The sequence below is a fragment of the Leisingera sp. CC-HEC096 genome (assembly GCF_059429235.1).
Genome location: NZ_JCAIJS010000001.1, coordinates 2477501 through 2501067, shown reverse-complemented (window position 1 = coordinate 2501067; position 23567 = coordinate 2477501). Strand labels below are relative to the sequence as shown.

Annotated in this window: 20 protein-coding genes, 1 tRNA gene and 1 riboswitch; of the genes, 16 read left to right on the top strand and 5 right to left on the bottom strand. The window is 60.9% G+C overall.

The features are described from left to right. Positions 1 to 45: 45 nt before the first annotated feature. The gene (locus tag AC5STI_RS12070) at positions 46 to 696 is read right to left on the bottom strand and encodes a GNAT family N-acetyltransferase (RefSeq protein WP_495446817.1); all 651 of its coding nucleotides are present in this window, start codon (positions 694 to 696) and stop codon (positions 46 to 48) included. 261 nt (positions 697 to 957) lie between these two features. On the opposite strand from AC5STI_RS12070, the gene AC5STI_RS12065 reads away from it, so the two are divergent. The 6 genes from AC5STI_RS12065 (at position 958) to AC5STI_RS12040 (ending at position 5407) form a co-directional block, all read left to right on the top strand. Further along, positions 958 to 1034: transfer RNA gene (locus AC5STI_RS12065), tRNA-Arg, on the top strand. Between the two features lie 568 nt (positions 1035 to 1602). Beyond that, a riboswitch (cobalamin riboswitch) is annotated at positions 1603 to 1817 on the top strand. 143 nt (positions 1818 to 1960) lie between these two features. Then, on the top strand, positions 1961 to 2746 hold the full coding sequence (locus AC5STI_RS12060; protein WP_495446816.1) for a DUF4198 domain-containing protein: 786 nt from the start codon (positions 1961 to 1963) through the stop codon (positions 2744 to 2746). A 10-nt stretch (positions 2747 to 2756) separates the two neighbouring features. Continuing rightward, positions 2757 to 3374 carry a cobalt transporter CbiM gene (cbiM, locus tag AC5STI_RS12055; RefSeq protein WP_475047730.1) on the top strand — a complete coding sequence of 206 codons (618 nt, stop codon included), beginning with the start codon at positions 2757 to 2759 and terminating at the stop codon, positions 3372 to 3374. Beyond that, positions 3371 to 3955 (top strand): NikL family nickel/cobalt ECF transporter subunit, encoded by a 585-nt coding sequence (locus AC5STI_RS12050; RefSeq protein WP_490399960.1) that lies wholly within the window; start codon positions 3371 to 3373, stop codon positions 3953 to 3955. The genes cbiM and AC5STI_RS12050 overlap by 4 nt, the downstream gene beginning before the upstream one ends. Next, a complete protein-coding gene (gene cbiQ, locus AC5STI_RS12045; RefSeq protein WP_495446815.1) occupies positions 3952 to 4740 on the top strand; it encodes a cobalt ECF transporter T component CbiQ in 789 nt (262 codons plus the stop codon). The genes AC5STI_RS12050 and cbiQ overlap by 4 nt, the downstream gene beginning before the upstream one ends. Continuing rightward, complete coding sequence (locus AC5STI_RS12040; RefSeq protein ID WP_495446814.1) at positions 4727 to 5407, top strand: energy-coupling factor ABC transporter ATP-binding protein; 681 nt, start codon at positions 4727 to 4729, stop codon at positions 5405 to 5407. Before cbiQ ends, AC5STI_RS12040 begins: the two co-directional genes overlap by 14 nt. Positions 5408 to 5595: 188 nt before the next feature. Here AC5STI_RS12040 and AC5STI_RS12035 read toward each other — a convergent pair whose 3' ends face one another. Genes AC5STI_RS12035 through AC5STI_RS12025 form a run of 3 tightly spaced genes read right to left on the bottom strand, consistent with a single transcriptional unit; the run spans position 5596 to position 8658 of the window. After that, positions 5596 to 6060, bottom strand: a complete 465-nt coding sequence (locus AC5STI_RS12035) for a hypothetical protein (protein WP_495446813.1) — start codon at positions 6058 to 6060, stop codon at positions 5596 to 5598. Between the two features lie 24 nt (positions 6061 to 6084). Next, positions 6085 to 6792 (bottom strand): hypothetical protein, encoded by a 708-nt coding sequence (locus AC5STI_RS12030; RefSeq protein WP_475047718.1) that lies wholly within the window; start codon positions 6790 to 6792, stop codon positions 6085 to 6087. Positions 6793 to 6825: 33 nt separating this feature from the next. Beyond that, positions 6826 to 8658 (bottom strand): S8 family peptidase, encoded by a 1833-nt coding sequence (locus AC5STI_RS12025; RefSeq protein ID WP_495446812.1) that lies wholly within the window; start codon positions 8656 to 8658, stop codon positions 6826 to 6828. A 389-nt stretch (positions 8659 to 9047) separates the two neighbouring features. On the opposite strand from AC5STI_RS12025, the gene AC5STI_RS12020 reads away from it, so the two are divergent. From AC5STI_RS12020 to fdhF, 8 genes are all read left to right on the top strand, one after another. Then, positions 9048 to 9803 (top strand): amino acid ABC transporter substrate-binding protein, encoded by a 756-nt coding sequence (locus tag AC5STI_RS12020; protein ID WP_490399965.1) that lies wholly within the window; start codon positions 9048 to 9050, stop codon positions 9801 to 9803. 8 nt (positions 9804 to 9811) lie between these two features. After that, entirely contained in the window at positions 9812 to 10486 is a 675-nt protein-coding gene (locus AC5STI_RS12015) for an amino acid ABC transporter permease (protein WP_490399966.1), read from the top strand. Next, positions 10483 to 11232, top strand: a complete 750-nt coding sequence (locus tag AC5STI_RS12010; protein WP_490399967.1) for an amino acid ABC transporter ATP-binding protein — start codon at positions 10483 to 10485, stop codon at positions 11230 to 11232. The genes AC5STI_RS12015 and AC5STI_RS12010 overlap by 4 nt, the downstream gene beginning before the upstream one ends. 279 nt (positions 11233 to 11511) lie before the next feature. After that, complete coding sequence (locus tag AC5STI_RS12005; RefSeq protein WP_495446811.1) at positions 11512 to 13164, top strand: FAD/NAD(P)-binding protein; 1653 nt, start codon at positions 11512 to 11514, stop codon at positions 13162 to 13164. A gap of 205 nt (positions 13165 to 13369) precedes the next feature. Then, the gene (locus tag AC5STI_RS12000; RefSeq protein WP_495446810.1) at positions 13370 to 13975 is read left to right on the top strand and encodes a winged helix DNA-binding protein; all 606 of its coding nucleotides are present in this window, start codon (positions 13370 to 13372) and stop codon (positions 13973 to 13975) included. 53 nt (positions 13976 to 14028) lie between these two features. Continuing rightward, on the top strand, positions 14029 to 14937 hold the full coding sequence (locus AC5STI_RS11995; protein ID WP_490399969.1) for a LysR family transcriptional regulator: 909 nt from the start codon (positions 14029 to 14031) through the stop codon (positions 14935 to 14937). Positions 14938 to 15032: 95 nt separating this feature from the next. Then, on the top strand, positions 15033 to 16721 hold the full coding sequence (locus AC5STI_RS11990) for an NAD(P)H-dependent oxidoreductase subunit E (RefSeq protein WP_495446809.1): 1689 nt from the start codon (positions 15033 to 15035) through the stop codon (positions 16719 to 16721). A gap of 3 nt (positions 16722 to 16724) precedes the next feature. Further along, entirely contained in the window at positions 16725 to 19499 is a 2775-nt protein-coding gene (gene fdhF / locus AC5STI_RS11985) for a formate dehydrogenase subunit alpha (protein ID WP_495446808.1), read from the top strand. Between the two features lie 253 nt (positions 19500 to 19752). Here the strand turns inward: fdhF and AC5STI_RS11980 are convergent, their stop codons facing one another. Continuing rightward, positions 19753 to 20367, bottom strand: a complete 615-nt coding sequence (locus tag AC5STI_RS11980; RefSeq protein WP_495446807.1) for a TetR/AcrR family transcriptional regulator — start codon at positions 20365 to 20367, stop codon at positions 19753 to 19755. 128 nt (positions 20368 to 20495) lie between these two features. On the opposite strand from AC5STI_RS11980, the gene AC5STI_RS11975 reads away from it, so the two are divergent. Both AC5STI_RS11975 and AC5STI_RS11970 read left to right on the top strand, forming a co-directional pair. After that, the gene (locus tag AC5STI_RS11975; RefSeq protein ID WP_495446806.1) at positions 20496 to 22541 is read left to right on the top strand and encodes an oxidoreductase; all 2046 of its coding nucleotides are present in this window, start codon (positions 20496 to 20498) and stop codon (positions 22539 to 22541) included. 1 nt (position 22542) lies between these two features. After that, on the top strand, positions 22543 to 23277 hold the full coding sequence (locus AC5STI_RS11970) for an NAD(P)-binding domain-containing protein (protein WP_495446805.1): 735 nt from the start codon (positions 22543 to 22545) through the stop codon (positions 23275 to 23277). The last annotated feature ends 290 nt before the right edge of the window (positions 23278 to 23567 follow it).

Below are 23567 nucleotides of genomic sequence, written 5' to 3'. Positions count from 1 at the left end.
TGTCCTCCTCCTGTGAGTGCGGGCTGGGGCCGCTGGTATTCGCGCTCATCCTTCTAGCGGGTTGTCCGGGCCGGGCGGCCAGGCCCAGCCAGCGGCTTCTGCGCCGCGGAAACTTACGCGCGGGCCCGCGCCAAGCTCCTGCGCCAGCGCTTTGCGGCTGGCGTCCCATTCCTCGCGCAAGAGGCCGACAGTGACCATGTCAAAGAAACGGCCTTCTGCAAACCATGCGGCCCGCATTCTGCCTTCGGTCGCAAAGCCGGCACGCGCGGTCAGGTGCTTGCTGCGGGTATTGTCGGCACGGTAGTATGATGTAACGCGATTTAGCCCGATCTGCCGGAAGGCAAAGTCCAGAAGCAGCGCCAGGGCCCGTATCCCAACACCCTGCCTGCGCCTGGATTCTTCGATGAACATGGCAATGACGGCATCACGGTTCACCGCTGAGATGCTATCCAGCCCGGTGATACCGCACAGCTCACTGGACTCCGTGGTAAGTGCGAACCAGCACTTATCGGCGTTTGCCTTTGTATCGGACAATAGCTCCCATGACTGCTCCAGCCCCTGTGCGCTGAGCGGCACGCGGTTCGAGCGATCAAAACAAGCCATGTCAGCAATGTTCTGAAGCCAGCCTGCGGCTGTGGCGAGATCCGCTGTTTCAAGCGGCCTGAGCTGAAAACCTGCTGAGTTCCGGTCCGGCATCCGCCGCCCCCTTTCGGTTTGCGGTACGCGCCTTCCCCGGCGCCAAGCCTGGCGGGGAAGACATGGCTTCAGACTTATACCACAATTCCGGCCGGTCTTGGGGCGAAGAGCGGCCGGATGTCAAAGCGGCCGAACGGGGGCACGCCCTTGTGGTTCAGCCGTCCGCCGAGGTTTGTACGGAAGCTGCTGGTGAAGAAAAACAGAAACAGCCGTCTTTTAGGGTTGCGACTCTGCGATGCTATGAGTAAACCCCGCCGCAGTGGACCGATAGCTCAGCTGGATAGAGTACTTGACTACGAATCAAGGGGTCGGGGGTTCGAATCCTCCTCGGTCCGCCACTTCCTCCCTTGTCGCGCGACATAAATTTTTACCATTTGCGACAGAACCTTTCCTTTTTCGTGTCTCCAACATTCCCGTTCGCGTCTCCTGTTCCGCCAGTGGCCAAGCGTTCCCTGATTTTACCTTCGGAAGACCTCGTGTCGCAAAGAGGGCAAAACAGGGTGGGAGCGCAGTTGTTGCCGCTTGAAGCGCACTGGTATCACTCTGGGGAACGTGGCCGCGAGGGTTTTAAGGCCGGGTTGCGAGGCGAGGTTCTGAACGGGAAGCCTTCTGCAGGTCAGAAGAGCCCCAAATCCTGATCGAACAAGGGGCAAGGAAAACCCAATACCGGCAGAACGTACGGTGCTTTGAACTATCTCTGCCGGGCTCGGGCAATCGTCATTCCGGTAGCGGTCTTAACCCGTGAAATCGGGTCACACGAAAGGAATACCGTTGGAAACCGGCCACCGTTTGCGCGCATCACTCAGGCTTGCCAGCTGGCCGTTGAAGTCCGGAAACAGTCATCTGCAGTGCCAATCCCGAGACTGAGCAGAAGGCAAGAAGCTTGACTCGGAAATTCGGTTTTGCCATTCAACCAGTGTGACCGGTTCCGCAAGTGTTTCAATGCGCAGCGGAAGAAATAGGGAACACGGTGCGGCGTACCCAAAAGGGACCAAATCCGTGACTGCCCCCGCAACTGTGAGCGGTGAGTGACGCTGAAGACGCCACTGGGATCATCCCCGGGAAGGCCAGCCGAACCAGGACCCGCGAGTCAGGAGACCTGCCGGACACAAGGACCGAGGCCCCGCTTGCGGAGTTTCTGCCCTTTTCCACCGGACGCCGGGGTGAGCGTCTGGCGCGACGGCCGTTCCGGCGACTCCGTGCCAATACTCCCCGTTGTTCATTCCTGATTGCAGGTGCGCCTGCGTCGTCGAATGAGGACGAAATGAAACTGAACTATCTGGCCGCAGCACTGGCCGTTTCCCTGCCTGCCGCCGCGTCGGCGCATTTCCAGCTGAATTACACCGAAAGAGCGCTGATCGAGAAGCCCGGTGACGTGCCGATGGGCTTGGTTTTCTGGCATCCCATGTCAAACGGATACGCAATGGACATGGGCGCGCCGGAAGAATTCTTCATGATCCACAAAGGCGAAAAGACCGACCTTTCGGATCGCCTTGAACCCGCCACTTTCAAGGGCGCTGAGAACGAAGCTTCGGCCTACAAGGCGTCCGTTCCGGTGAAACGCTCCGGCGACTATGTCGTGGTGACCGTGCCTTCGCCCTACTACGAGGAAAGCGAAGATATCTATATTCAACAGATCTCAAAAGTCGTGCTGAACCGAAACACTTTGCCGACCGACTGGGATAAGCCGGTTGGTCTGGCCACCGAGATTCTGCCGTTGAACAAGCCTTACAACGTGATCGTCGGATCCACCTTTTCCGGTCAGGTTCTGGCAGACGGCGCGCCAGTCCCCGGTGCTGAAATCGAGATCGAGTTCATGGCGGCCGAGCCTGACCTCAAAGCGTTTTCGGCCACCGATCCCACCGTGGGTGAGATGCCGGGCGGAGCGATCGTTGCTATCGCGGACCAGAACGGCGTGTTTTCCTTCGGCATCCCGAAAGCAGGCTACTGGGGTTTTGCCGCTCTGGGGTCCGGCCCGGTAACCGAGCACGACGGCAAGGAACTCAGCCAGGATGCTGTGCTGTGGATCCACGCTGAAGAGCTGAAGTGAAAGCAGACCGATGCATATCGTAGACGGCGCTCTGTCAAACCCGGTTGTGATTGGCGGCGCTGTTGCTGCAGCCGGCGGTATCGCCATGGGTCTGCGCAGCCTGCCGCTGGAGCGCATTCCGGCGGCAGGGGTTCTTTCGGCCAGTTTCTTTGTGGCTTCACTGATCCATGTCCCGATCGGGCCCAGTTCGGTTCACCTGATCCTGAACGGGCTGGCCGGGCTGGTACTGGGATGGGCCGCGTTTCCGGCACTGTTTGTCGGGTTGTTGTTGCAGGCGGTGTTCTTTGGCTTTGGCGGGCTGACCGTGCTGGGCGTGAATGCCGTGAATATCGCCTTGCCCGCTGTTTTGGTGGGGCTGGCTTTCCGCCCGCTGGTGGCTCGCGGCTCGCCGCTGCACGGCGCGATCTGGGGCGGTATCGGAGGCGGAGCTGCGATAGCGGCAACGACATTGGCCGTAGCCTTCTCGCTAATGCTATCCGGCGATGAGTTCATTCTAGCCGCCAAGCTTGTCTTCTTCTCGCATATACCTGTGATGGTTATCGAAGCTCTGCTGTCAGGCGCCGCAATCTTCCTGGCCCGGCGGGTGAAACCTGAGCTGTTCTTTGACACGAAAGGCAGCCTGACGTGATCCGGTCCTGTGTTCTGATTCTTGCTCTTCTCGCACCGCTGCCGGCATTGGCCCACAATGTGATCTCTGCGGTATTCCCCTCCGGCTCGGATATCGAGGGCGAGGTTGGCTTTTCCAATGGCGCAATGGCTCCGGACTTGCTGATCGAAGTCTTTGACGAAGCTGGGAGCAAGCTGGGTGAAACCAATACGGACTCCGACGGCTTTTTCCTGTTCACACCGTCGGAGCCGGTAACGCATGTGTTTCGCGGCGACCTTGGCGCTGGCCACGTTGCGGAAGTGATCATGGATGCGGCAGAGGTCGCGCAGATCCTGGGTCAAAACCCGCGCAGGCTAATGCCTGCGGCCGGCGGCACAACTGAAGCCCCCTCATCCGCCGCGGCTGCCGGCCTGTCCGGTGAGGCCCGCGCTGAGCTGGCTGCCATGATTCGCAACGAACTGCGCCCGCTCCGGCAGGAACTGACCGCGTTCAAGAACAAGTCGGACTTTCAGTCTATCCTTGGCGGCATCGGCTATATCTTTGGCTTGTTCGGGCTGGGCTTCTACATCGCCGCGCAGCGTAAGATTGGCGGCAGCTCATGACCTATGTTCTGACCGGCGCTGAAAAACCGCTCAGCGGCATCGGCGTTTTCCGCGCCAAGGTCACCACGCTTGATCCTCGGATGCGCATCGTGATGAGCGCAGTCTATGCCGTCGTCGTTGTCTCGCTCAGCAATCTTTGGGTGCTTTCGGCTGCGCTTGGCCTGTCCATGTGGCTGCTGGCGTTTTCCGGCTTGCCACCCCGGAAAACGCTGAAACGGATGGCGATGATGGACAGTTTTATCGTCTTCATGCTGGTACTGCTGCCCTTTACTGTCCCCGGAACCCCGGTTTTTTCGGTTTGGGGGCTGGAGGCCAGCTGGGAAGGGCTGTGGCGTGCGGTGGAAATAGCCCTCACCGCAAATGCAGTCATTCTTGCGGTCATGACGCTGGTTGGGTCCATGGAACCTGTGACGATGGGACACGCGCTGTTTGCGCTCAAAACCCCTGAACGGCTGGTGCATCTGATGATGTTCACAATCCGCTACATCGACGTCCTGCGCGAGGAATACCAGCGCCTGCGCACCTCGATGAAGCTCCGCGGATTCCGTCCCGGGACCAATTGGCACACCTACCGCAGCTATGGCTATCTGGTCGGCATGATGCTGGTGCGTGCTATCGAACGGTCGGAACGCATTCTGGCTGCGATGAAATGCCGGGGGTTCTCCGGCCGCATTATCCTGCTGGAAGACTTCCGCTTTAGCAGGGCCGACCTGTTCTTTGCCGCGGCCGTTACCGCCGCCCTTGCCGCCTTGATTTGGGCTGAGGCCATCTATGCAGCTTCTTGACTTGAATAACATTCACTTCTCCTACCCCGGACTTGATCCGGTTCTGGAAGGCGCGTCGATGCAGCTTAACGCGGGTGAACGTCTGTCGATTGTCGGGCCAAACGGCGCCGGGAAGTCGACACTCCTGAAAGTTATCATGGGGCTGCTGACCCCTGCCAGTGGAACGGTCAAAGCCTTTGGCAAAACCTGCGCTGAGGAAGCGGACTTTCATGAGATGCGCCGCCGTGTCGGCTTTGTCTTCCAGGACGCTGACGACCAGCTTTTTTGCCCGACTGTGGCCGAGGATGTGGCCTTTGGCCCGCTCAACCTGGGAAAAACTAAACAGGAGGCGCTGGCCATCGTCGACAGCGTGCTGAACCGTCTGGGGCTGATGCATCTGCGCGAGCGGGTCACGCACAAGCTTTCGGGTGGTGAGAAGCGGCTGGTGACACTGGCCACGGTGCTGGCGATGGAGCCGGACGTTCTCATCCTTGATGAGCCGACCAACGCGCTGGACCCCGAAAATTACACGCGGCTGGCAGAGATCCTGGAGGGGCTGGATCAGGCGGTTCTTCTGGTCAGCCATGATCCTGAGTTCCGTGAACGGATTGCTCCGGAAGGGTATCAATTGAGTGAGCGGAAACTCACGAGGGTGCCAGGCCGCATTCCGGGCCGGGCAAGGCAGTGAGCTTGCTTGGCAGCAATTAGCCTTCCGGGGGCTGGGAACCTGGCGTACTGGTGAGTTTTCCCTAGCGGCCTGACTGACCGCAGCCCGGATCACTCGGCCTGTTCAGCAACCCATGCTGCGTTATCTCTTAGTTGTTTCTGCGGTAGCTGATTGGGCCGGGAAGTTCCGCGGCCCAATCTGGACAGTGCTCAGTCTTCGGCTAACCAGCCGATCACTGCACCGCTGCCAAATGCGATCAGCGCCACAGTCACGGAAATCCCGATTGTTACGGGTTCGCGCTCATCAGTGGCGGGCAGGTTGAATTGATCGAGGTCGATCCCGTAGCGTTCGAACAGAGCGCGAAAAGCCGCCATGGCGTCAGGGTCGCTCTCGAGCTGCTTCTGAATTACCGGGCCATAGGCCTTGATGACGGCATCGTAATCTTGCCGCTCAAGCGCATCGGACAGCAGTTCGACGAGCCGGGCTAACAGCGCGTCGAGTGCGGCAGGATCGCCGGCGGCGCGTTCGCCGGGGCCGTGGGTCGTGCGCGGCGAGGTCGTGATCGGCGGCGGACCGAATGGGCCGCCGGGCCAGGGATCGAACGGGCCGGGAACGGGTGGAAAGGTGGGAGGAGGGAAGAAGATTGTCTTGGTCGGATCGAGTTTCGCAGACATTGCTTTTCTCCGGATCGGAATGAATTAGTCGACGTATTTTTTCCACAGCTTCTTGCCGGTGCTTCCCGTGGCGAGGCCCGCCGCAAAAAGGCCGGTGACGGCGATGAACGCAGGGACGAAGCGTTCGCCGTCGTCGGAAGAGAATTTGTCGATCAGCTTTTCGATGATTGCATTCTGGATGATGATCGGCAGGATAATGGGTAATGGCGGAAGGATGGCGCGATCGTCGTCCTCGTCGTCTTCGATCAGCTCTCCGGCCAGCCAAACACCGCCGGCAACCACCCAGGGGGCCAGAAACCAGACCGCGCGCTCATCGTCGTTGGTGGAGCTACCGGGCTCGCCGGCACCTGCGATGGCCTTGTCGATCTGCCCTTGTGCATAAGGCATCTTCTTAAGGTTCTTCAGCCAATCGGGCAGAAGAATGCACCCGCGGTCGAGATCAATCATGGAGAACGCATCAAGCGGCGGCGCCTTTGTATCGCCCAGCGACCGGCTGGAACGGTTTGCTGATGCAGTCGCGGACGAGGGCGTGCCATTTCCGGTTCCCGGCGTAGCTGGCGCGCTGTTGCTGCCTGTGCCTGAGCCCGAAGTAGCACCGGAGTTTTCCAGCATGGCGACCAATTCTGACAAAACGTCCTCGACCGAGCGTTCGCCCGATTGCGATCTTTCGCCTGAGGATGTCTTGGTTTTCGAACTGCGCTTACCGCGCGGGTCAGAATATGTGCGGGACATGAATAGACCTCCTTTTTTAAGGAACTTAAAACTTCAACTAGATATGGACGCATCGATGAGGTCTTGCGCTGCACCTGTCAGAGCAAGCACTGCGGCGTCGGTGATGTCGCCAGGATGTTCTCCTCCTTTCATGAATTGAATGATGGTTTCGAGGACGGTCTGCGCTCTTTGCCGGAACGCGATATCGCTTTTTAGCAGCGCCAGGATTATGAAACGCCGTGTGCTGAGAAATGAGATGATGGCCTGACCCGCGGAACTGGTCGCAAGATAGGCGGCGGTAAAGGCGTCGATCTGTTCGATGTCGGCCAGGGCAGGGCTGTCGCGCAGCGCTTCGATAAGAGGCGAAATACCCTCAAGCGCCCGGGCCGCGTCGACCCGTCCGTACCCGTAGAACCGGCTATGACCGGTATTGTCGTATTCTCCTTCTTCAAAATCGATCTGGAGGGCGGTTGACCTCAGGATGGCGCGCACCTCGGCTCCGGTCAGCGACGGACAGACGGACAGCATAAGCGCAGCGACACCCGCCACCAGCGGCGCAGCCGACGAGGTTCCGCCAAAGAAGCTGGTGTAGCCGCCATTGGACGAGGTGGTGATCGACCGGAAGCCTCCGCTGCTGGGGGCGCAGACGTCGATCTCGGGGCCGAAATCGCTGTAGCCGGCGCGCCTGTCGCTATCGGTAGAGGCGGCAACGGCAAGCGTCTCGGGGTGGCTCGCCCATTCATCGTCCGAAACGGCCTCATTGCCATTGCCCGCTGCCCAGACGATCACTGCGCCACGCCCTTGCCGGCCGAGTGTAATGGCTTCTTCCATTGCCGCGCGGACCACGTCGGGCAGGATCCAGGGCCGCCCATCGTAGCCAAAACTGCAAGAAATCACATCTGCGCCCTGCTGCCAGGCCCAGGAAAAGGCCTCGGCCATCCTGACGTGTTCGCTGATATCCGCCCGGCGTATGGGCATCAGCCGGCAATTGGGTGCGACACCGACGACGTCGCCTGTGCCCCATCCGGCCACCGCCACGCCCGCGCAGGAGGTGCCGTGGGAGGATACCGTGGGCGCTGGAACATCGTCGCCATCGGCAGCGTCAAAGGGCGCCACGATTTTTCCCGGAGCCGAAAACGACGGATGAGCAAGCTCGACACCGCTGTCGATTATGCAAACGATGATTTCCGGCGAGCCGCGAGTGATACACCAAGCGGCACGTGCATTTATGTCGGCGCCAGGCAGACCGCCACCTTGGCCAGTGTTTTCAAGGTGCCATTGTTCGGTGAAGAGGGCGTTGGGTGGTGCTTCGGCACGGCGTTCGGGAACCTCTTCGATGAAATTGGGTGACGCAAAGCGCACACCGGGCTCGTCGGCCAGCCTCAAAGCAAGCGCAATGCCGTCCTCTTCAGGTACTGTGATGAGCCAGCTTGGTGCCGAAAGCGGCAGCCGGCGCAGTATCTTGGCGCTATAGCCAGCCAGAACGGCCAGGGCGGTGTCTTCGGAGATGTCCGTTTCAAACCCTACCGCGACCTCACCCGTAGGCAGCAAAAGCGCTCCTGACTCGTCCAGCACGGCCGGGAAGGCACGCTTGCCAAACGCGGCACGAAGCGAGCGCTCTGCACGGTTTTCGTCCTCTGCTCCGAGTATAGCCTCGGCCTCGCGCAGGGCGGGGATCAGGTCCTCGATCCGCCGCAGCTCTGTGGCACGTTCATCGATAAGTTCACCGTTGACGACCAATTGGAACCGGTTGCTGCCCAGCGGCACATTGCGCCACCCTGGCAGCGACACCGCGCCGCGTTCGGGATCGACGGGGACAACCATGGCTGTTCTCAGACGTTTCCCTGCGCGCAGTTTTCCTCCCGCAAAGTACTCTACCTTTACCATACGTCACTTTAGCACAGGCACTTGAGTCGCGAAAAATAGAAAGGCCGAACCACTGCCGCGGGATTGGAAAACTGCCCGAGGCCCGGGTCACACGCAGCTAACCGGCTAGGGATCGCCTGAAGCGGAGTCTTGCCGGCTCTGTCACCATGGCGGGGTGGTGACGCCATTGCAGATTCCTGCACCTGGCCCTGAAGAACGGCTGCATTGGGAGGAGGATGTTCCTTGAAGCGCATACTGCCCAAAAAGTCGTTGCGGCTCTCGGCTTGCCTTGGAATGCTGGTTTCCCGTTTGCTCCCCGCGTCCAAGAACTGTTTTTCATTTGACCAAACGGTTGAAACATCCTTTAGGACCCTCACTTTAGGGCGGACCAATCAGACAGGAGCAGACTAATGCTAAAATCCCTTACTCTTGGCGCGTTTGCCGCCGCCGTGCTGGGTACCGCCGCCTTTGCCGAGACAGAAGAGCTGCGGGTTGGCATGTCAGGAGGCTATTTCCCCTTCACCTTTGTGAAGCAGGACCAGCTGCAAGGGTTCGAAGTCGATGTGATGGACGCGGTCGGAGACGTGGCCGGTCTGGACATCACTTATGAGACCATGACTTTTTCCGGGCTGGTCGGGGCGCTGGAATCCGGAAGGATCGACACTATTGCAAACCAGATCACGATCACGCCTGAGCGCGAGGAAAAGTTCGCTTTCAGCCAGCCGTATGTGATCGACGGAGCGCAGGTTGTTGTGCGCAAGGGCAACGAAGAGGTTGGATCGGTCGAAGATCTGCGCGGCCGGTCGGTCGCGGTCAACCTCGGGTCGAATTTCGAGCAGTTGCTGCACGAGCTGCCATACGCCTCAGAGATCGACATCCGCACCTACGAGAGCAATATCGCCCAGGACACTGCGCTTGGCCGCGTCGATGCATTCGTGATGGACCGCGTGTCTTCGGTCCAGCTCATCAAAGAAAGCCCGCTGCCGCTGCAGCTGGCAGGAGCACCGTTTTCTGAGATCCGCAATGCTCTGCCTTTTGCTGATACCGAGGAAGGGCGCGAGCTGCGCGACCGTATCGATGCGGCACTGGACACGCTGCGGGCTGATGGTACTTTGACCGAAATCTCCACGAAGTGGTTCGGTTCTGACATCACTGTTGCGCAATAGGATTGACGATGCGGGCGCTTGACTTCGATTACATGCTCGGGCTGGTGCCCGTCATCCTGTCCTACGTTCCGATTACCCTGGCCATGGCCGTGGCGTCCATGGTGCTGGCGCTGATCCTGGCTTCCTTCCTTGCTGTGGAACGGGTCATCAAGGTGCCGGTGCTGGACAATCTGGTTGTCCTTTTCATCAGCTTCTTTCGCGGCACGCCTCTGCTGGTACAGCTGTTTCTATTCTATTTCGGCCTGCCGCAGCTGCTGCCCGCGCTTGCCAATATCAACGGCGTGACCGCCGCGATCATGGGGCTTACGCTTCATTTCGCCGCTTACATGGCTGAGAGCATCCGCGCCGCAATCGCCGGGGTCGACCGCAGCCAATGGGAGGCGGCGCAGTCCATCGGTATGACGCAGGTCCAGATGATGCGCCGCATCATACTCCCGCAAGCGACGCGGATCGCGGCGCCGACGCTGGTGAATTACTTCATCGATATGATTAAAGGCACGTCGCTGGCCTTTACGCTTGGGGTCACTGAAATGATGGGCGCAGCGCAGAAGGAGGCGGCTGGCAGCTTCCTCTATTTCGAAGCGTTTCTGGTTGTCGCGGTCATCTACTGGGTGATGGTCGAGGCGCTGAGCCAGGTCCAGGGCCGGCTGGAAACCCGTTTGAACAAGGCTTTTGCGCGATGATTTCTATCCGGGGACTTACCAAGTCGTTCCGCGGCGCACCGGTGCTGCGCGAGATCGACCTTGACATCGAAGACGGCGAAAAGGTCGTTGTGATCGGCCCGTCCGGCACAGGGAAATCGACTCTCTTGCGGAGCCTCAACTTCCTTGATGTGCCCGATGCGGGGCAAATCACGGTTGGCGATCTGACCATTGATGCCGCGCGGGCGTCGAAATCCGAAATCCTGGCTCTGCGCCGCCGCACGGGATTTGTATTTCAGAATTATGCGCTCTTTGCCAACAAGACGGCGAAAGAGAACATCATGGAAGCACTTGTCACCGTGCAGAAGCGGCCCCGCGCCGAGGCCGAGGAACGCGCCCTGTCGGTTTTGCGGGAAACCGGGCTGGCCGAGAAGGCGGACAGCTACCCGGCGGCCTTGTCCGGGGGGCAGCAGCAGCGCGTGGGTATCGGCCGTGCAATGGCGCTTGGTGCAGACGTCTTGCTGTTCGACGAGCCGACGTCGGCGCTGGACCCGGAGTGGGTGGGCGAGGTGCTGGACCTGATGCGGCGGGTTGCCGAGAAAAGCCAGACCATGATTATCGTCACCCACGAGATGCAGTTCGCACGTGAAATCGCGGACCGGATCGTGTTCATGGATGGCGGCAAGATCGTCGAATCCGGCCCGCCGCGGCAGATTTTCGATGCGCCACGGGATGACCGGCTCAAGCGGTTTTTGAAACGTGTGAGCCGCGAGGAGCAATCCGGATAGGTGAAATCCGGCACGGGTGTTCTAACGGTGAACCACATGTCCTGAGTATCTCCTGCCGGTATGCCATCGGTAAGGCCAACCGCAATTTTCGCTTGGAAACCGGCACGGTAACAAAATCCGTACCTCTGCAGGTGGCACGCGATAGAGTCCGCGCAGGGGCAAAAAGAAGTAAACTTACAGTGGGGCACCCGGCTCAGCGGTATTTCACGGAAATGGCTTGCGCCGCGGGACGCTAGCGGCCCAAGGTGGCAGGGCTGTGCTGGGTAAGGGAGCGCATAAATGGGGCGAGACTTGCGCCGGGTTGCCATTGTTGGGTTCGGGCCGCGCGGCCTTGGTGCGCTGGAGGCGCTGGTGCGCCGTGCCTCTGAAGAAGGCAGGGCACTGGAGGTGGATGTTTTCGACCCCTCCAGCTATCCAGCGGCGGGCCCAAGTTTCGACCCAAGTGAAAGTGAAACCTGCCTGCTGAACCTGCCGTTGCGCAGCATCGACCTGCCGCCGCCGCCGCTGGCGCGCGGGGCAGAAAGCAGTTTCGCCGAATGGATGGGCCAGGCCGCCGGGGATGGAGAGGCGTTTCTGCCGCGGGCCAAACTCGGTGCTTACCTGAACGCCCGGTTCAATGCACTGCTCGCTGATCTGCCAGACTCGATTGCCGTGCGACATTGCGCGGCGCGGGTCACCAGGGCGGAGCGCGGTAAGGCGGGCTGGCAACTGCGTGCGCAGGGTTTGACCCGCGGCCCCTACGATAACGTGCTGCTGTCCCTAGGGCAGCCTGAAACAGCGAGCGATGAGCAGCTGTCGCGCTGGCAAGATCATGCGGACCGAAATTCATTGCCCCTAATGCCGGCCTACCCTGGGACAGACTTGATAAGTGCGGCCCGCGGCTGGGCGGGCCGGATTGTTGGTATTCGCGGCATGGCGCTTTCGGCGCTTGATGTTGTCCGGATGCTGACATTGGGTCTTGGCGGACGGTTCGAAGGTGACCGCTATATCGCGTCCGGGCGGGAACCGGCCCGGATCGTGCCTTTTTCGCTGGATGGTCAGGCGCCTGCCCCGAAACCTTTGAATGCAAAGCTGGACGCGCGCTTTGATCCGGTGGACGAAGAGACCGCGGCATTTGAAAAAGCCATGCGTGCCGGGCTGTTTGAACAGCCTGATACCGGTCTGAAACCGATTTGCCGCGTTCTTGAGGCCGCAGCGCTGCGCATAATCCGCGCCGGTGGAGGGGCAGCGCAGCCCGCCGAGGTCCGGGAATGGCTGAAGCTGGAACGGGGCCATCCGGGAAGCCAGGAACAGCGGGGGACGCTGGACGCTCTGCGCGCAGGCATCGCCCAGGCCGAGGGGGAAGCGCCGCCCGCCATCGGCTACACGGTCGGCCAGCTTTGGCGAAAGTGGCAGCCGTTGCTGCGCCGCGTCTTTGACAGTTCCCCGGTGTCTGCCGGCACTGCGCGGGACTTTGTTGAGTTTGATGACGGTCTCAAGCGTTATTCCTACGGGGCGCCAGTAGAAACCGCCCGTCAGCTGCAGATCCTCATTGAGATCGGGCTGGTAGATCCACGTGCGGCAGATGATCCTGATATCACGCTCACGCCGCAGGGCTGGCGGCTGCAATCCGGCGGTCACGCGGTGACCGCCGATGTCATGATTGACGCCGTTCTGCCTCAGCCCGCGGTGGAATCTGTGACGGAGCCGCTTGTGGCAAGGCTGCGGCAAGACTTGGCATTGAACCCCCTTGGCAGCGGTTTGGGTGCAAACTGTGCACCGGACGCAGCGCTGGCCGGAGCTGACGGCGAACCGGTTGCAGGGCTCGCGCTGACAGGCAGGCTGGCACTGGGCAGCGCAATTGCCACTGACTCGATTCATGATTGTTTCGGCAGCATTTCTGACAGGTGGGCGCAGGCAGTTCTTGCTGCGGCTTCCGCGCAGCGATCCTGAACCGCGTCTTTCCACTCAGTGGCTTGCAGAGCAGCGGGTGAGCAGCAGGCGGACGGTTGCACGGTTTCCGTTTGGTTAACATATTGAGTTTCCGGGTATTGAAGTCCGGAGGAATTGGCAGGATAAGTTGAGGGTAATTTGAGATGGATTTTCAAGAAGGAGCCTGCGCCTCCTTGTACCGTGCGCTTTCTGGTGCTGGGCGGGGGTGTATTGGAAACTCCTGAATTTTGATCTGCTGTTTTCTGTGCCCTTGGGGGCCGCCAAAACTTTTTATCGGAGCTGTTTCTTGGATAACAGATTGGACTCATCCTCGTTTTCATACCTGACTGAAGAAACGGCTGCTGACCGGCTCCACCGGCTGGAAATCGCTGTGCAGCGAGCCGGTGAGGGCCTGATCCGGTGGCAGGCCGGGTGTATGGAACTGGCCGGAAACGTGTCTCTGGCCGGAGCTGAGATCACCTTGTTGCGTCTGATTGGCGGCGGCCGGCGGTCCAAATCAATAAAGGAGCTGGCCCGTTCGACAAACCGTGTCGATATACCCAACATTCAGTATTCCCTGCGCAAGCTGGCGGCGGCGGGGCTGACCCGCAAACAGGGAGCTGGCCGTTCGGGTGTTACTTATGACCTGACTGACGAGGGCCGTGTGCTGGTGGAGGAGCTCAATTCACTGCGAGACCGCATGCTGATGCAGGCGCTCGAAGGGCGCACTGAGCTGGCAGGGCGGTTGCAAGGAGCGGCCGAAGTGCTGGAAGAGCTGGTGGAACTCTACGGAGAAGCCGCACAGCAGGCTGAAACGTCCGGCAAGGGCTGACATTTCAGCGGGGCCCATTGCAGGGGCCGGCGGCCGCGGCGTAAGGTGCTGGCATGATCGAGCTCAAGGATCTTCAGTTGCTGACCGCTTTGGCCCGCCACCAGCATTTTGCCAAGGCAGCGGCTGATTGCGGTATGTCGCAACCGGCGTTTTCCATGCGGATCCGCAATCTGGAGGAACGGCTGGGCCTGTCTATTGTGCGCCGAGCGAACCGGTTTCAGGGGCTGACCGAAGAAGGCATGATGATCGTGCGCCGGGCGCGTTCTATCCTGGATGATGCCAAGGCCCTAGAACAAGAGATCGCAGCATCGCGCGGCGAGGTGACCGGCACGCTGGTGTTGGGGGTGGTGCCGACCGCCACCGCTTGGGCCGCGCAGTTGGTGGATCAGGTGCACCAGGCTTATCCGCGGATTTTGGCCCAGGTCGAGGTGACGACATCGCTGGCTATCCAGCAGCGCCTCTATGATGGTACAATTGATGCCGGTATTACCTACGCCGAGAGCATGGGGCGGGATCTGGTGTCAGTGCAGCCGCTGTATGAAGAGAGCTATGTGCTGCTGGCGCCCGAAGAGATGGTGGCGGACCGTGGCGGGACGATCAGCTGGGCCGAGGCCGCTGAATTGCCGCTGAGCCTGCTGGACCAGCAGATGCAGAACCGCCGTATTCTGGACCGGATATTTGCCGACCTGGAACTGAGGCCGGATATCGTGTCCGAGTCCAATGGCTTTATGGCGTCGATGGTTCTGGCGCGCGAAGGCTCCGCGGCGACGATTCTGCCGCGGGCGTTGATGCAGGCCTTGGGAGAGCTGGGGGGAACCCGGGTTCTCTCGCTGATCGAGCCGGAGCAATCTCGGCCGATTTGCATTGCGACTCTGGATCGGACACCGGAATTGACCACGGTTCAGGCCTTGAAAGAGGTAATTGCGACGTTTGTGGACGATGGGATGCCGCAAATGGCGTGATAAGCGTTGCTTATCGTGCAATCCAATTTCCAGATTTGACGATATTCATTCTTGATGGCATTTCGGAGTGAATTACGTGCTGACTGGAGGACCCCATGGCACCATTGGATGATAGCAAGGGCGTATGGAAGTCCGGCAAAGGCAAGGGCCGCAAGACGCCCAAAGGCCGCCAGGTCGACGACATCGCGCTGAGCGAGGTTCAGGAATTGCTGGGGGATCGCCCGCGCAACCGCGACCTCTTGATTGAGTTCCTGCACGTGATTCAGGACAAATACGGCTGCCTCAGCGCCGCGCATATCCGGGCGCTGGCCGAGGAGATGCGGACCGGTCAGGCAGAGATCTATGAGGTGGCCACCTTCTATGCCCATTTCGATGTGGTGAAAGAAGGCGAGACCCCGCCGCCGGCCCTGACCATCCGCGTCTGCGACTCGCTGTCCTGCGAATTGGCAGGCGCCCAGCAGCTGCAGAAGGCGCTGGAAGACGGTTTGGATGCCTCCCAGGTTCGCGTTTTGCGCGCGCCGTGCATGGGCCGCTGCGACACTGCACCAGTGCTGGAAATCGGCCACAATCACATCGACCATGCGACTGTCGAGAAGGTGGAAGCAGCGATTGCGGCAGATGATACCCACGCCCATATCCCCGAGTATGAGACCTTCGCCTCATATGAAGCAGAAGGCGGCTATGCCTCGCTGAAAGACCTGCGTGGGGGGGGCGATTGGGAAGCGGTTCAGGCAAAAGTCAAAGAAGCAGGCCTGCGCGGCCTCGGCGGCGCTGGTTTTCCCTCCGGCACCAAATGGGGCTTTGTGCGCGCCAACGAAGGCCCGCGCTACCTCGCCGTCAACGGTGACGAAGGCGAGCCCGGCACCTTCAAAGACCGCTACTATCTGGAGCGAACCCCGCACGTCTTCCTCGAAGGCATGCTGATCGCCGCTTGGGCGGTCGAGGCCGAGAAAGCCTTTATCTACATGCGCGATGAATACCCGGCAGTGCTTGAGATCCTCCGCCGCGAGATCAAGGCGCTGGAAGTCGCCGGCATCGTCGAGGAAGGCTACATCGACCTGCGCCGCGGGGCTGGCGCCTATATCTGCGGTGAAGAAAGCGCGATGATCGAGTCGATCGAGGGCAAGCGCGGCGAGCCGCGCCACCGGCCGCCGTTTGTGGCGCAGGTGGGTGTCTTCGGTCGTCCGACTTTGGTCCATAATGTCGAGACCCTGTACTGGGTCGCCAAGATCTGCCGTGAAGGCCCGGAATGCCTGAACTCGGTTGAGAAGAACGGCCGCAAGGGCCTGCGCAGCTACTCGGTGTCGGGCCGCGTGAAGAACCCGGGCGTGCATCTGCTGCCCGCCGGTTCCACCATCACCGACATCATCGAAGCCTGCGGCGGTATGCTGGATGGTCACGCGTTCAAAGCGTATCAGCCGGGCGGCCCGTCCTCCGGCCTGCTGCCTGCGTCGATGAATGACATTCCGCTCGACTTCGACACGCTGCAGCCGCATGGCACTTTCATCGGATCCGCTGCTGTTGTGGTGCTGTCCGACCAGGACTCCGCCCGCGACGCAGCGCTGAACATGCTGCGCTTCTTCGAGGATGAAAGCTGCGGCCAGTGCACCCCCTGCCGCGTGGGCTGTGAAAAAGCCGTCAAGCTGATGAGCGAGAAGAAGTGGGATCAGGGTCTGCTGGAAGAGCTGAGCACCGCAATGGTGGACGCCTCGATCTGCGGGCTGGGCCAGGCCGCGCCGAACCCGATCCGCCTGACCATGAAACATTTTCCGGATGAGGTCTGAGCCATGAGCGATAAAGTCACATTCACACTCGATGGCGAACAGGTCACGGCGGACAAGGGCCTGACCATCTGGGAAGTCGCCAACGGCCGCGGGCTGAAGATCCCGCACCTGTGCCACAAGCCGCAGCCGGGCTACCGCCCTGACGGCAACTGCCGCGCCTGCATGGTGGAGATTGAAGGCGAGCGCACGCTGGCGGCCTCCTGTATCCGCGAACCCTCCGAGGGCATGGTTGTCACCACCAACAACGCGCGCGCCGAAAATGCCCGCAAGATGGTGATGGAACTGCTGGTGGCCGACCAACCCAAGCGGGAAGAGGCACACGACAAATCCTCCCACATGTGGGACATGGCAGAGCTGAACGGCGTCACCGAGAGCCGCTTCCCGAAGCTGGAAGAGGGGCGCATCCCGCTGCTGGACGATTCCCACGTTGCCATGAAGGTGAACCTGGACGCCTGTATCTCCTGCGGCCTGTGCGTGCGTGCCTGCCGCGAAGTGCAGGTGAACGACGTGATCGGCATGGCTGGCCGCGGCCATAACGCCTTCCCGACCTTTGATATCGCCGACCCGATGGGCCAGTCCACCTGCGTCGCATGCGGTGAGTGCGTGCAGGCCTGCCCGACCGGTGCACTGATGCCTGCCACCGTGCTGGACGAAAACCAGGTCGGCGACAGCAAGGACTATGATTCTGAAACCGAAAGCGTCTGCCCGTTCTGCGGTGTCGGCTGCAAGGTCTCGCTCAAGGTCAAGGACGGCAAAGTCAAGCATGTCGAGGGCATCAACGGCCCGGCAAACGAAGGCCGCCTGTGCGTCAAGGGCCGCTTTGGCTTTGACTACATCCACCACCCGCACCGCCTGACCAAGCCGCTGATCCGCCGCGACGACGCGCCTGCAAAAGGGCTGAACGTCGATCCGGGCAACCTGGCGACCCATTTCCGCGAAGCAACCTGGGAAGAGGCGATGGATCTGGCCGCCAAGGGCCTGATGAAGCTGCGGGATGAGAACCCGAAATCGGTTGCGGGCTTTGGCTCGGCGAAATGCACCAACGAAGAGGCCTATCTCTTCCAGAAGTTCATCCGCCAGGGCTTCAAGCACAACAACGTCGACCACTGCACCCGTCTGTGCCACGCCTCCTCGGTTGCGGCACTGATCGAAAACGTCGGCTCCGGCGCTGTGACCGCGACCTTCAACGAGATCGAAAACGCGGATGTGGCCATTGTGATCGGCTCCAACCCGATCGAGAACCACCCGGTGGCTGCGACCTACTTCAAGCAGTTCACCAAGCGCGGCGGCAAGCTGATCGTGATGGACCCCCGCGGCGTCGGCCTGCGCCGGTTCGCCACCGAAATGGTGCAGTTCCGTCCCGGCGCGGATGTGTCGATGCTCAACGCGATCATGAGCGTGATTGTCGAGGAAGGCCTGTACGACCAGGAATACATCGACAAATACACCGAGAACTGGGAGGCGGAAAAACAGCATCTGGCGCAGTTCACGCCTGAAAAGATGTCGGAGATTTGCGGTGTGTCCCCTGAGCAGCTGCGCAGTGTTGCGCGCATCTTTGCGGGCGGCAAGGCGGGCCTGATCTTCTGGGGCATGGGCGTGTCCCAGCACATTCACGGCACCGATAACTCGCGCTGCCTGATCTCGCTGGCGCTGATGACCGGCAACGTGGGCAAGCCGGGTGCAGGCCTGCACCCGCTGCGCGGCCAGAACAACGTGCAGGGCGCGTCCGACGCGGGCCTGATCCCGATGTTCCTGCCGGATTATCAGACCGTGACCTCGGATGATGTCCGCAAGAGCTTTACCGATGTCTGGGGCGGCGGCGACTTCTCGAACGAGAAGGGCCTGACCGTGACCGAGATCGTGGACGAGGCCTATGCCGGCAACATCAAGGGCATGTACATCCAGGGTGAAAACCCGGCGATGTCCGACCCTGATGCTGACCACGCACGCGATGCCTTTGCCAAGCTGGAACTGATGATCGTTCAGGACATCTTCCTGACCGAGACGGCAAACTATGCGGACATTATCCTGCCGGCCTCGGCGCTGTATGAAAAGAACGGCACCGTGTCGAACACCAACCGCCAGGTGCAGCGTGTGCGTCCGGCCGTTCCGCCTCCGGGCGAGGCGCGCGAGGACTGGCAGGTCACTGTCGAGCTGGCGCAGCGCATCGGCCTGCCGTGGGATTACAAGGATGTCAGCGAAGTCTTTGCCGAGATGAAGCTGAACATGAAGTCGCTGAACAACATCACCTGGGAGCGTCTGGAAACCGAGACCATCACCTACCCGTCGCTGCATGAGACCGACCCGGGTCAGGCGATCGTGTTCGGCGATGGTTTCCCGCGCCCCGAGGGCCGCGCCCGCTTCACCCCGGCATCGGTCATTCCCCCGGATGAGGCACCGGATGCGGACTATCCGATGATCATGACCACCGGCCGCCAGCTGGAGCATTGGCACACCGGGTCGATGACCCGCCGGTCCAAGGTTCTGGACGCGGTGGAGCCGGAGGCGAACTGCTCGCTCAACCCGCGGACGCTCAAGCTGATGGGCATCGAGCCTGGCGAGATGATCCGACTGTCGACCCGCCGCGGCTCGATCGAGATCATGGCGCGCGCCGACCGGGCGATTGCCGAGGATATGGTGTTTGTGCCTTTTGCCTATGTGGAGGCCGCCGCCAACATCCTGACCAACCCGGCGCTGGACCCTTACGGCAAGATCCCCGAGTTCAAGTTCTCGGCGGTGAAGGTCGAAAAGATTGAAGGCCAGATCGCCGCGGAATAAGGCGGTCAGGTAAGGCTGAACAGGGCGGGCGCGGAACCTTTGGTTCCGCGCCCGTGCTTTTGGTGGCGCCGCGCTGACGCGCGGCGCGGCAGTGGCAAAAAACGTTCGTTAGTTTTCAGCAGAAGCGACCTGCGCTGCGCACCTTGGGCGTGGCGCTTAGCCCAACTTGTCCGGCAGGCATCTTGGATGCCCGGGCGGCAGGCGGGAGTACACCCATATGGCAAGAGGCGGGCACTGAAGCAGTATCAAGTGATCAGCTGTGGCGGGCCAGAAACCGGTCCAAGTCATGCTGGGCAGGCGACTGGCCTGAGAAAACCTCGATATAGCCTGGCATCAGCGAGATCCGGTACTCGGTGCTTTCCCGAACCTGCATCGAGATATAGCCGATCTGGGTATAGATCATGGCCCGGGCGCGGATCAGCGCGTCCTGCGCATTGTACCCGAAGCGCAGGAACATCTGTTTTACTGCCTGCTCGCGACGTGCATCGGCCTTGTCCAGCCGCGCCTGCAGCCCGGCGTCATTGCGCGCCCAGTTGCGGATCGCGAGATCCAGCCGGGCATCAAACAGCTCCGGGTCAATCCAGCAGTCGAAGAGGTTGAACAGCGCTTCTGCAATGGTTTCGGCATAGGCTTCGGTCCGGGCCACGAGATTGCCGGTGTTCTTTTCCTCCCAGCGGCGGATCATCGCGTCCAGCAGTGCTTCGCGGTCCTTGAAATGCCAATAGAAACTGGTGCGCGACACAGCAAGCCGTTTGGCCAGCGGCATAACCTTGACGGCTTCCACGCCGCTTTCGGTCAGCACGTCGTATGCCGTGGCAAGCCAGTCTTCTTCACTCAGCCGCGCTCGGGAGATGTCCTGTGTGGTCATGCGTAAGCATTAGCAAGAGCCCGGCGCGGGAGCAACTTTTCCGGACAGGTGTGATCGTTAAATTGACACATGTGTCATGATGGTGTCGTATCATGGCTAGCCCAGACATCGTTCCAGGAGATTCAGCCATGTCCAAGGATCCGCTGCTGCAGCCCTATCAGCTGAAGCATCTGACGCTTCGCAACCGGATCATGACCACCAGCCATGAACCGGCCTATCCGGAAGACGGCATGCCCAAGGAACGCTATGCCGCCTATCACGCGGAGCGTGCCAAGGCGGGCGTGGCGCTGACTATGACCGCCGGCTCGGCCGCGGTCAGCCGCGACAGCCCGCCGGTGTTCAACAATATCCTGGCCTACAAGGACGAAGTTGTGCCTTGGATCCGCAACCTGACGGATCAGGTGCATGAGCACGGCGCAGCGGTGATGATCCAGCTCACCCACCTGGGCCGCCGCACCGGCTGGAATAAGGGGGACTGGCTGCCGTCCGTCAGCTCTTCACGGCACCGCGAACCTGCGCACCGGTCCTTTCCCAAACTGGCAGAGGATTGGGACATCGCCCGCATTATTTCCGATTTCGCTGATGCAGCAGAGCGGATGAAAGAGGGCGGCATGGACGGGATCGAGCTGCAGGTCTATGGCCACTTGCTGGATCAGTTCTGGTCCCCGCTGACCAATGATCTGGACGGGCCTTACGGCGGTCAATCGCTGGACAGCCGGATGCGCATGCCGCTCGATGTCCTGCGCGCAGCCCGGGACCGCGTCGGGGAGGATTTCATCGTCGGCCTGCGGTACACCGCGGATGAGGCGCAGAAAGGCGGGATCAGCCCTGAAGAAGGGATCGAAATCTCCAAGCGTCTGGCGGACAGCGGGATGGTGGATTTCCTAAACGTGATCCGAGGACGTATCCACACCGATCCTGCGATGACCGACGTGATCCCGGTGCAGGGCATGAAGTCGGCGCCGCATCTGGATTTCGCCGGGGAAGTGAAGAGGGCCACCGGCATGCCAACATTTCACGCCGCCCGCATTCCCGATGTGGCCACTGCCCGCCATGCGGTTGCCAGCGGCCTGCTGGACATGGTTGGCATGACCCGCGCCCATATGGCGGATCCGCATGTGGTGCGGAAGATCATCGAGGGGCGCGAAGATGACATCCGCCCCTGCGTCGGCGCTACGTACTGTCTCGACCGGATTTACCAGGCGGGGGAGGCCCTTTGCATCCACAACGCCGCCACCGGGCGCGAACTCACGATGCCCCACGAAATCCCAGCGGCAGAGACGCGCAAGAAAGTGGTGATCGTCGGCGCCGGTCCCGGCGGATTGGAGGCAGCGCGGGTGGCCGCAGAGCGAAGCCATGATGTGACTGTCTTCGAAGCGGCTGCTGAGCCGGGTGGCCAGGTGCGGCTGACGGCGCAAAACCCGCGCCGGGCTGAGATGATCGGCATCATCGACTGGCGCATGGCGCAATGCGCGGCCCGGAATGTTGCGTTCCGCTTCAATACTTGGGCTGAGGCGGAGGATGTGATGGCCATGGATCCGGATGTGGTGATCGTGGCGACCGGCGGGATACCGAATATGGCGCTGCATGAAGCCCGGGAAGACGTGCCGCATGCTGTGTCCAGCTGGGACATCATTTCTGGCGATGTTAAACCCGCAGGGCATGTCCTGATCTATGACGAAAGCGGCGATCATCCGGGGTTGATGGCGGCAGAAACCGCGGCTGGTGCTGGAGCCCGGGTAGAGGTGATGACACCCGACCGGACGTTTGCGCCTGACATTATGGGCATGAACCTTGTGCCCTATATGCGGTCCCTGCAGGACAAGGACGTAAGGTTCACTGTCGCCCGCCGCCTGCTGGGCATCAGCCGCAGCGGCAACAGGCTGACTGCCGCCATCGGCACCAACTATAGCGGTCACACCTATAGCGAAGAGTATGATCAGGTGGTGGTCAATTATGGCACGCTTCCGCTGGACGACCTGTACTTCGCGCTGAAGGAGCAGTCAGCCAACCGCGGCGAAGTGGTCTATGATGCACTGATTGCAGGCCGTCCGCAGGACGCCATGTCCAACCCGGCGGGCCGGTTCCGGCTGTTCCGGATCGGTGATGCGGTTTCCGCGCGCAACACACATGCGGCGATCTATGACGCGCTGCGGCTTATGAAGGACATCTGACATGCGCCTTGGTTTTCTCGGATGCGGCACCATTGCCTCTGCAGTGGTGCGGGGACTCGCTGGAAAGGGGCACCGGATTACGGTGTCAGAGCGCAGCCGGTCCCAATCGGCAGCATTGGCGGCGGAATTCGGCGACGTCACTGCTGCTGCCAACCAGGCGGTGGCAGATGCCAGCGAAGTTGTTTTTCTGGGTCTTATGGCAGAGGCGGCTGATGACATCCTGTCCGGGCTGGAGTTTCGCGAAGATCAGCAGGTGATCTCTTTCATGGCCGGTGCCGGTTTGGCTAGGGTCGCAAAATTGGCCGCCCCGGCGCGCGCGGCGGCTGTGATGATGCCCTTTCCAGGGATTGCGCAGGGCGGCTCTCCTATCATAGCTCTGGGAGACACTGGCCTGGTCTCGCAGATATTCGGTCCTGAGAACACTGTATTTGCCCTGAAGGACCAGGCAGAGCTTGATGCATACCTGTGTGCCCAGGCAGTACTGTCGCCGGTTGCGCGCATGGTGAACGACGCCGCCGAATGGCTGGGCGGCCGGGCCGAGGACCGGCAGCAAGGGGAAGCTTTTCTGCGCATGCTGATCACCAGCAGTCTGCAGAAGTCTGGCTGTGCAGAATTGATTGAAGCCTTGAATACGCCCGGCGGCTACAACCAGCGTCTGCGCCTCCATATGGAAGACGCCGGTATTGGGCGGGATCTCGTTGCGGGTTTGGACATGCTTGAGTGCGGCAGCCGGTAACGCGATCAGGCGGCCGTTTGGCCGTCCTATTTGTTTGTGGCTTTGCCGCCTTTGGCCTTTGGCCAGATTCCCCTGGGATATTTCGGGCAGGAGGAAGGGGGGTGGTTTGCGATTCCGGGCGGTTGAGTCTGTGGATAAGGCCGGTGAGTCTGGGGGTAAGCTGCCTGGGGCGCGGATTTGCGGTGTTTCGGGCGGTTTGCGGTGCGGGGAGGAGGGGTGAGACAGGTCAGAGGTGCTGACTTTGTTTTATCGTAAGTCCTTGATTTTGTTGCGACTGTCATTTTTCTGAG

What these genes read in the sequence shown, in the direction of transcription:
- AC5STI_RS12070 (WP_495446817.1), bottom strand. Translation starts at nt 696, where the DNA reads ATGCCGGACCGGAACTCAGCAGGTTTTCAGCTCAGGCCGCTTGAAACA.
- AC5STI_RS12060 (WP_495446816.1), top strand. Translation starts at nt 1,961, where the DNA reads ATGAAACTGAACTATCTGGCCGCAGCACTGGCCGTTTCCCTGCCTGCC.
- cbiM (WP_475047730.1), top strand. Translation starts at nt 2,757, where the DNA reads ATGCATATCGTAGACGGCGCTCTGTCAAACCCGGTTGTGATTGGCGGC.
- cbiQ (WP_495446815.1), top strand. Translation starts at nt 3,952, where the DNA reads ATGACCTATGTTCTGACCGGCGCTGAAAAACCGCTCAGCGGCATCGGC.
- AC5STI_RS12040 (WP_495446814.1), top strand. Translation starts at nt 4,727, where the DNA reads ATGCAGCTTCTTGACTTGAATAACATTCACTTCTCCTACCCCGGACTT.
- AC5STI_RS12035 (WP_495446813.1), bottom strand. Translation starts at nt 6,060, where the DNA reads ATGTCTGCGAAACTCGATCCGACCAAGACAATCTTCTTCCCTCCTCCC.
- AC5STI_RS12030 (WP_475047718.1), bottom strand. Translation starts at nt 6,792, where the DNA reads ATGTCCCGCACATATTCTGACCCGCGCGGTAAGCGCAGTTCGAAAACC.
- AC5STI_RS12025 (WP_495446812.1), bottom strand. Translation starts at nt 8,658, where the DNA reads ATGGTAAAGGTAGAGTACTTTGCGGGAGGAAAACTGCGCGCAGGGAAA.
- AC5STI_RS12020 (WP_490399965.1), top strand. Translation starts at nt 9,048, where the DNA reads ATGCTAAAATCCCTTACTCTTGGCGCGTTTGCCGCCGCCGTGCTGGGT.
- AC5STI_RS12015 (WP_490399966.1), top strand. Translation starts at nt 9,812, where the DNA reads ATGCGGGCGCTTGACTTCGATTACATGCTCGGGCTGGTGCCCGTCATC.
- AC5STI_RS12010 (WP_490399967.1), top strand. Translation starts at nt 10,483, where the DNA reads ATGATTTCTATCCGGGGACTTACCAAGTCGTTCCGCGGCGCACCGGTG.
- AC5STI_RS12005 (WP_495446811.1), top strand. Translation starts at nt 11,512, where the DNA reads ATGGGGCGAGACTTGCGCCGGGTTGCCATTGTTGGGTTCGGGCCGCGC.
- AC5STI_RS11995 (WP_490399969.1), top strand. Translation starts at nt 14,029, where the DNA reads ATGATCGAGCTCAAGGATCTTCAGTTGCTGACCGCTTTGGCCCGCCAC.
- AC5STI_RS11990 (WP_495446809.1), top strand. Translation starts at nt 15,033, where the DNA reads ATGGCACCATTGGATGATAGCAAGGGCGTATGGAAGTCCGGCAAAGGC.
- fdhF (WP_495446808.1), top strand. Translation starts at nt 16,725, where the DNA reads ATGAGCGATAAAGTCACATTCACACTCGATGGCGAACAGGTCACGGCG.
- AC5STI_RS11980 (WP_495446807.1), bottom strand. Translation starts at nt 20,367, where the DNA reads ATGACCACACAGGACATCTCCCGAGCGCGGCTGAGTGAAGAAGACTGG.
- AC5STI_RS11975 (WP_495446806.1), top strand. Translation starts at nt 20,496, where the DNA reads ATGTCCAAGGATCCGCTGCTGCAGCCCTATCAGCTGAAGCATCTGACG.
- AC5STI_RS11970 (WP_495446805.1), top strand. Translation starts at nt 22,543, where the DNA reads ATGCGCCTTGGTTTTCTCGGATGCGGCACCATTGCCTCTGCAGTGGTG.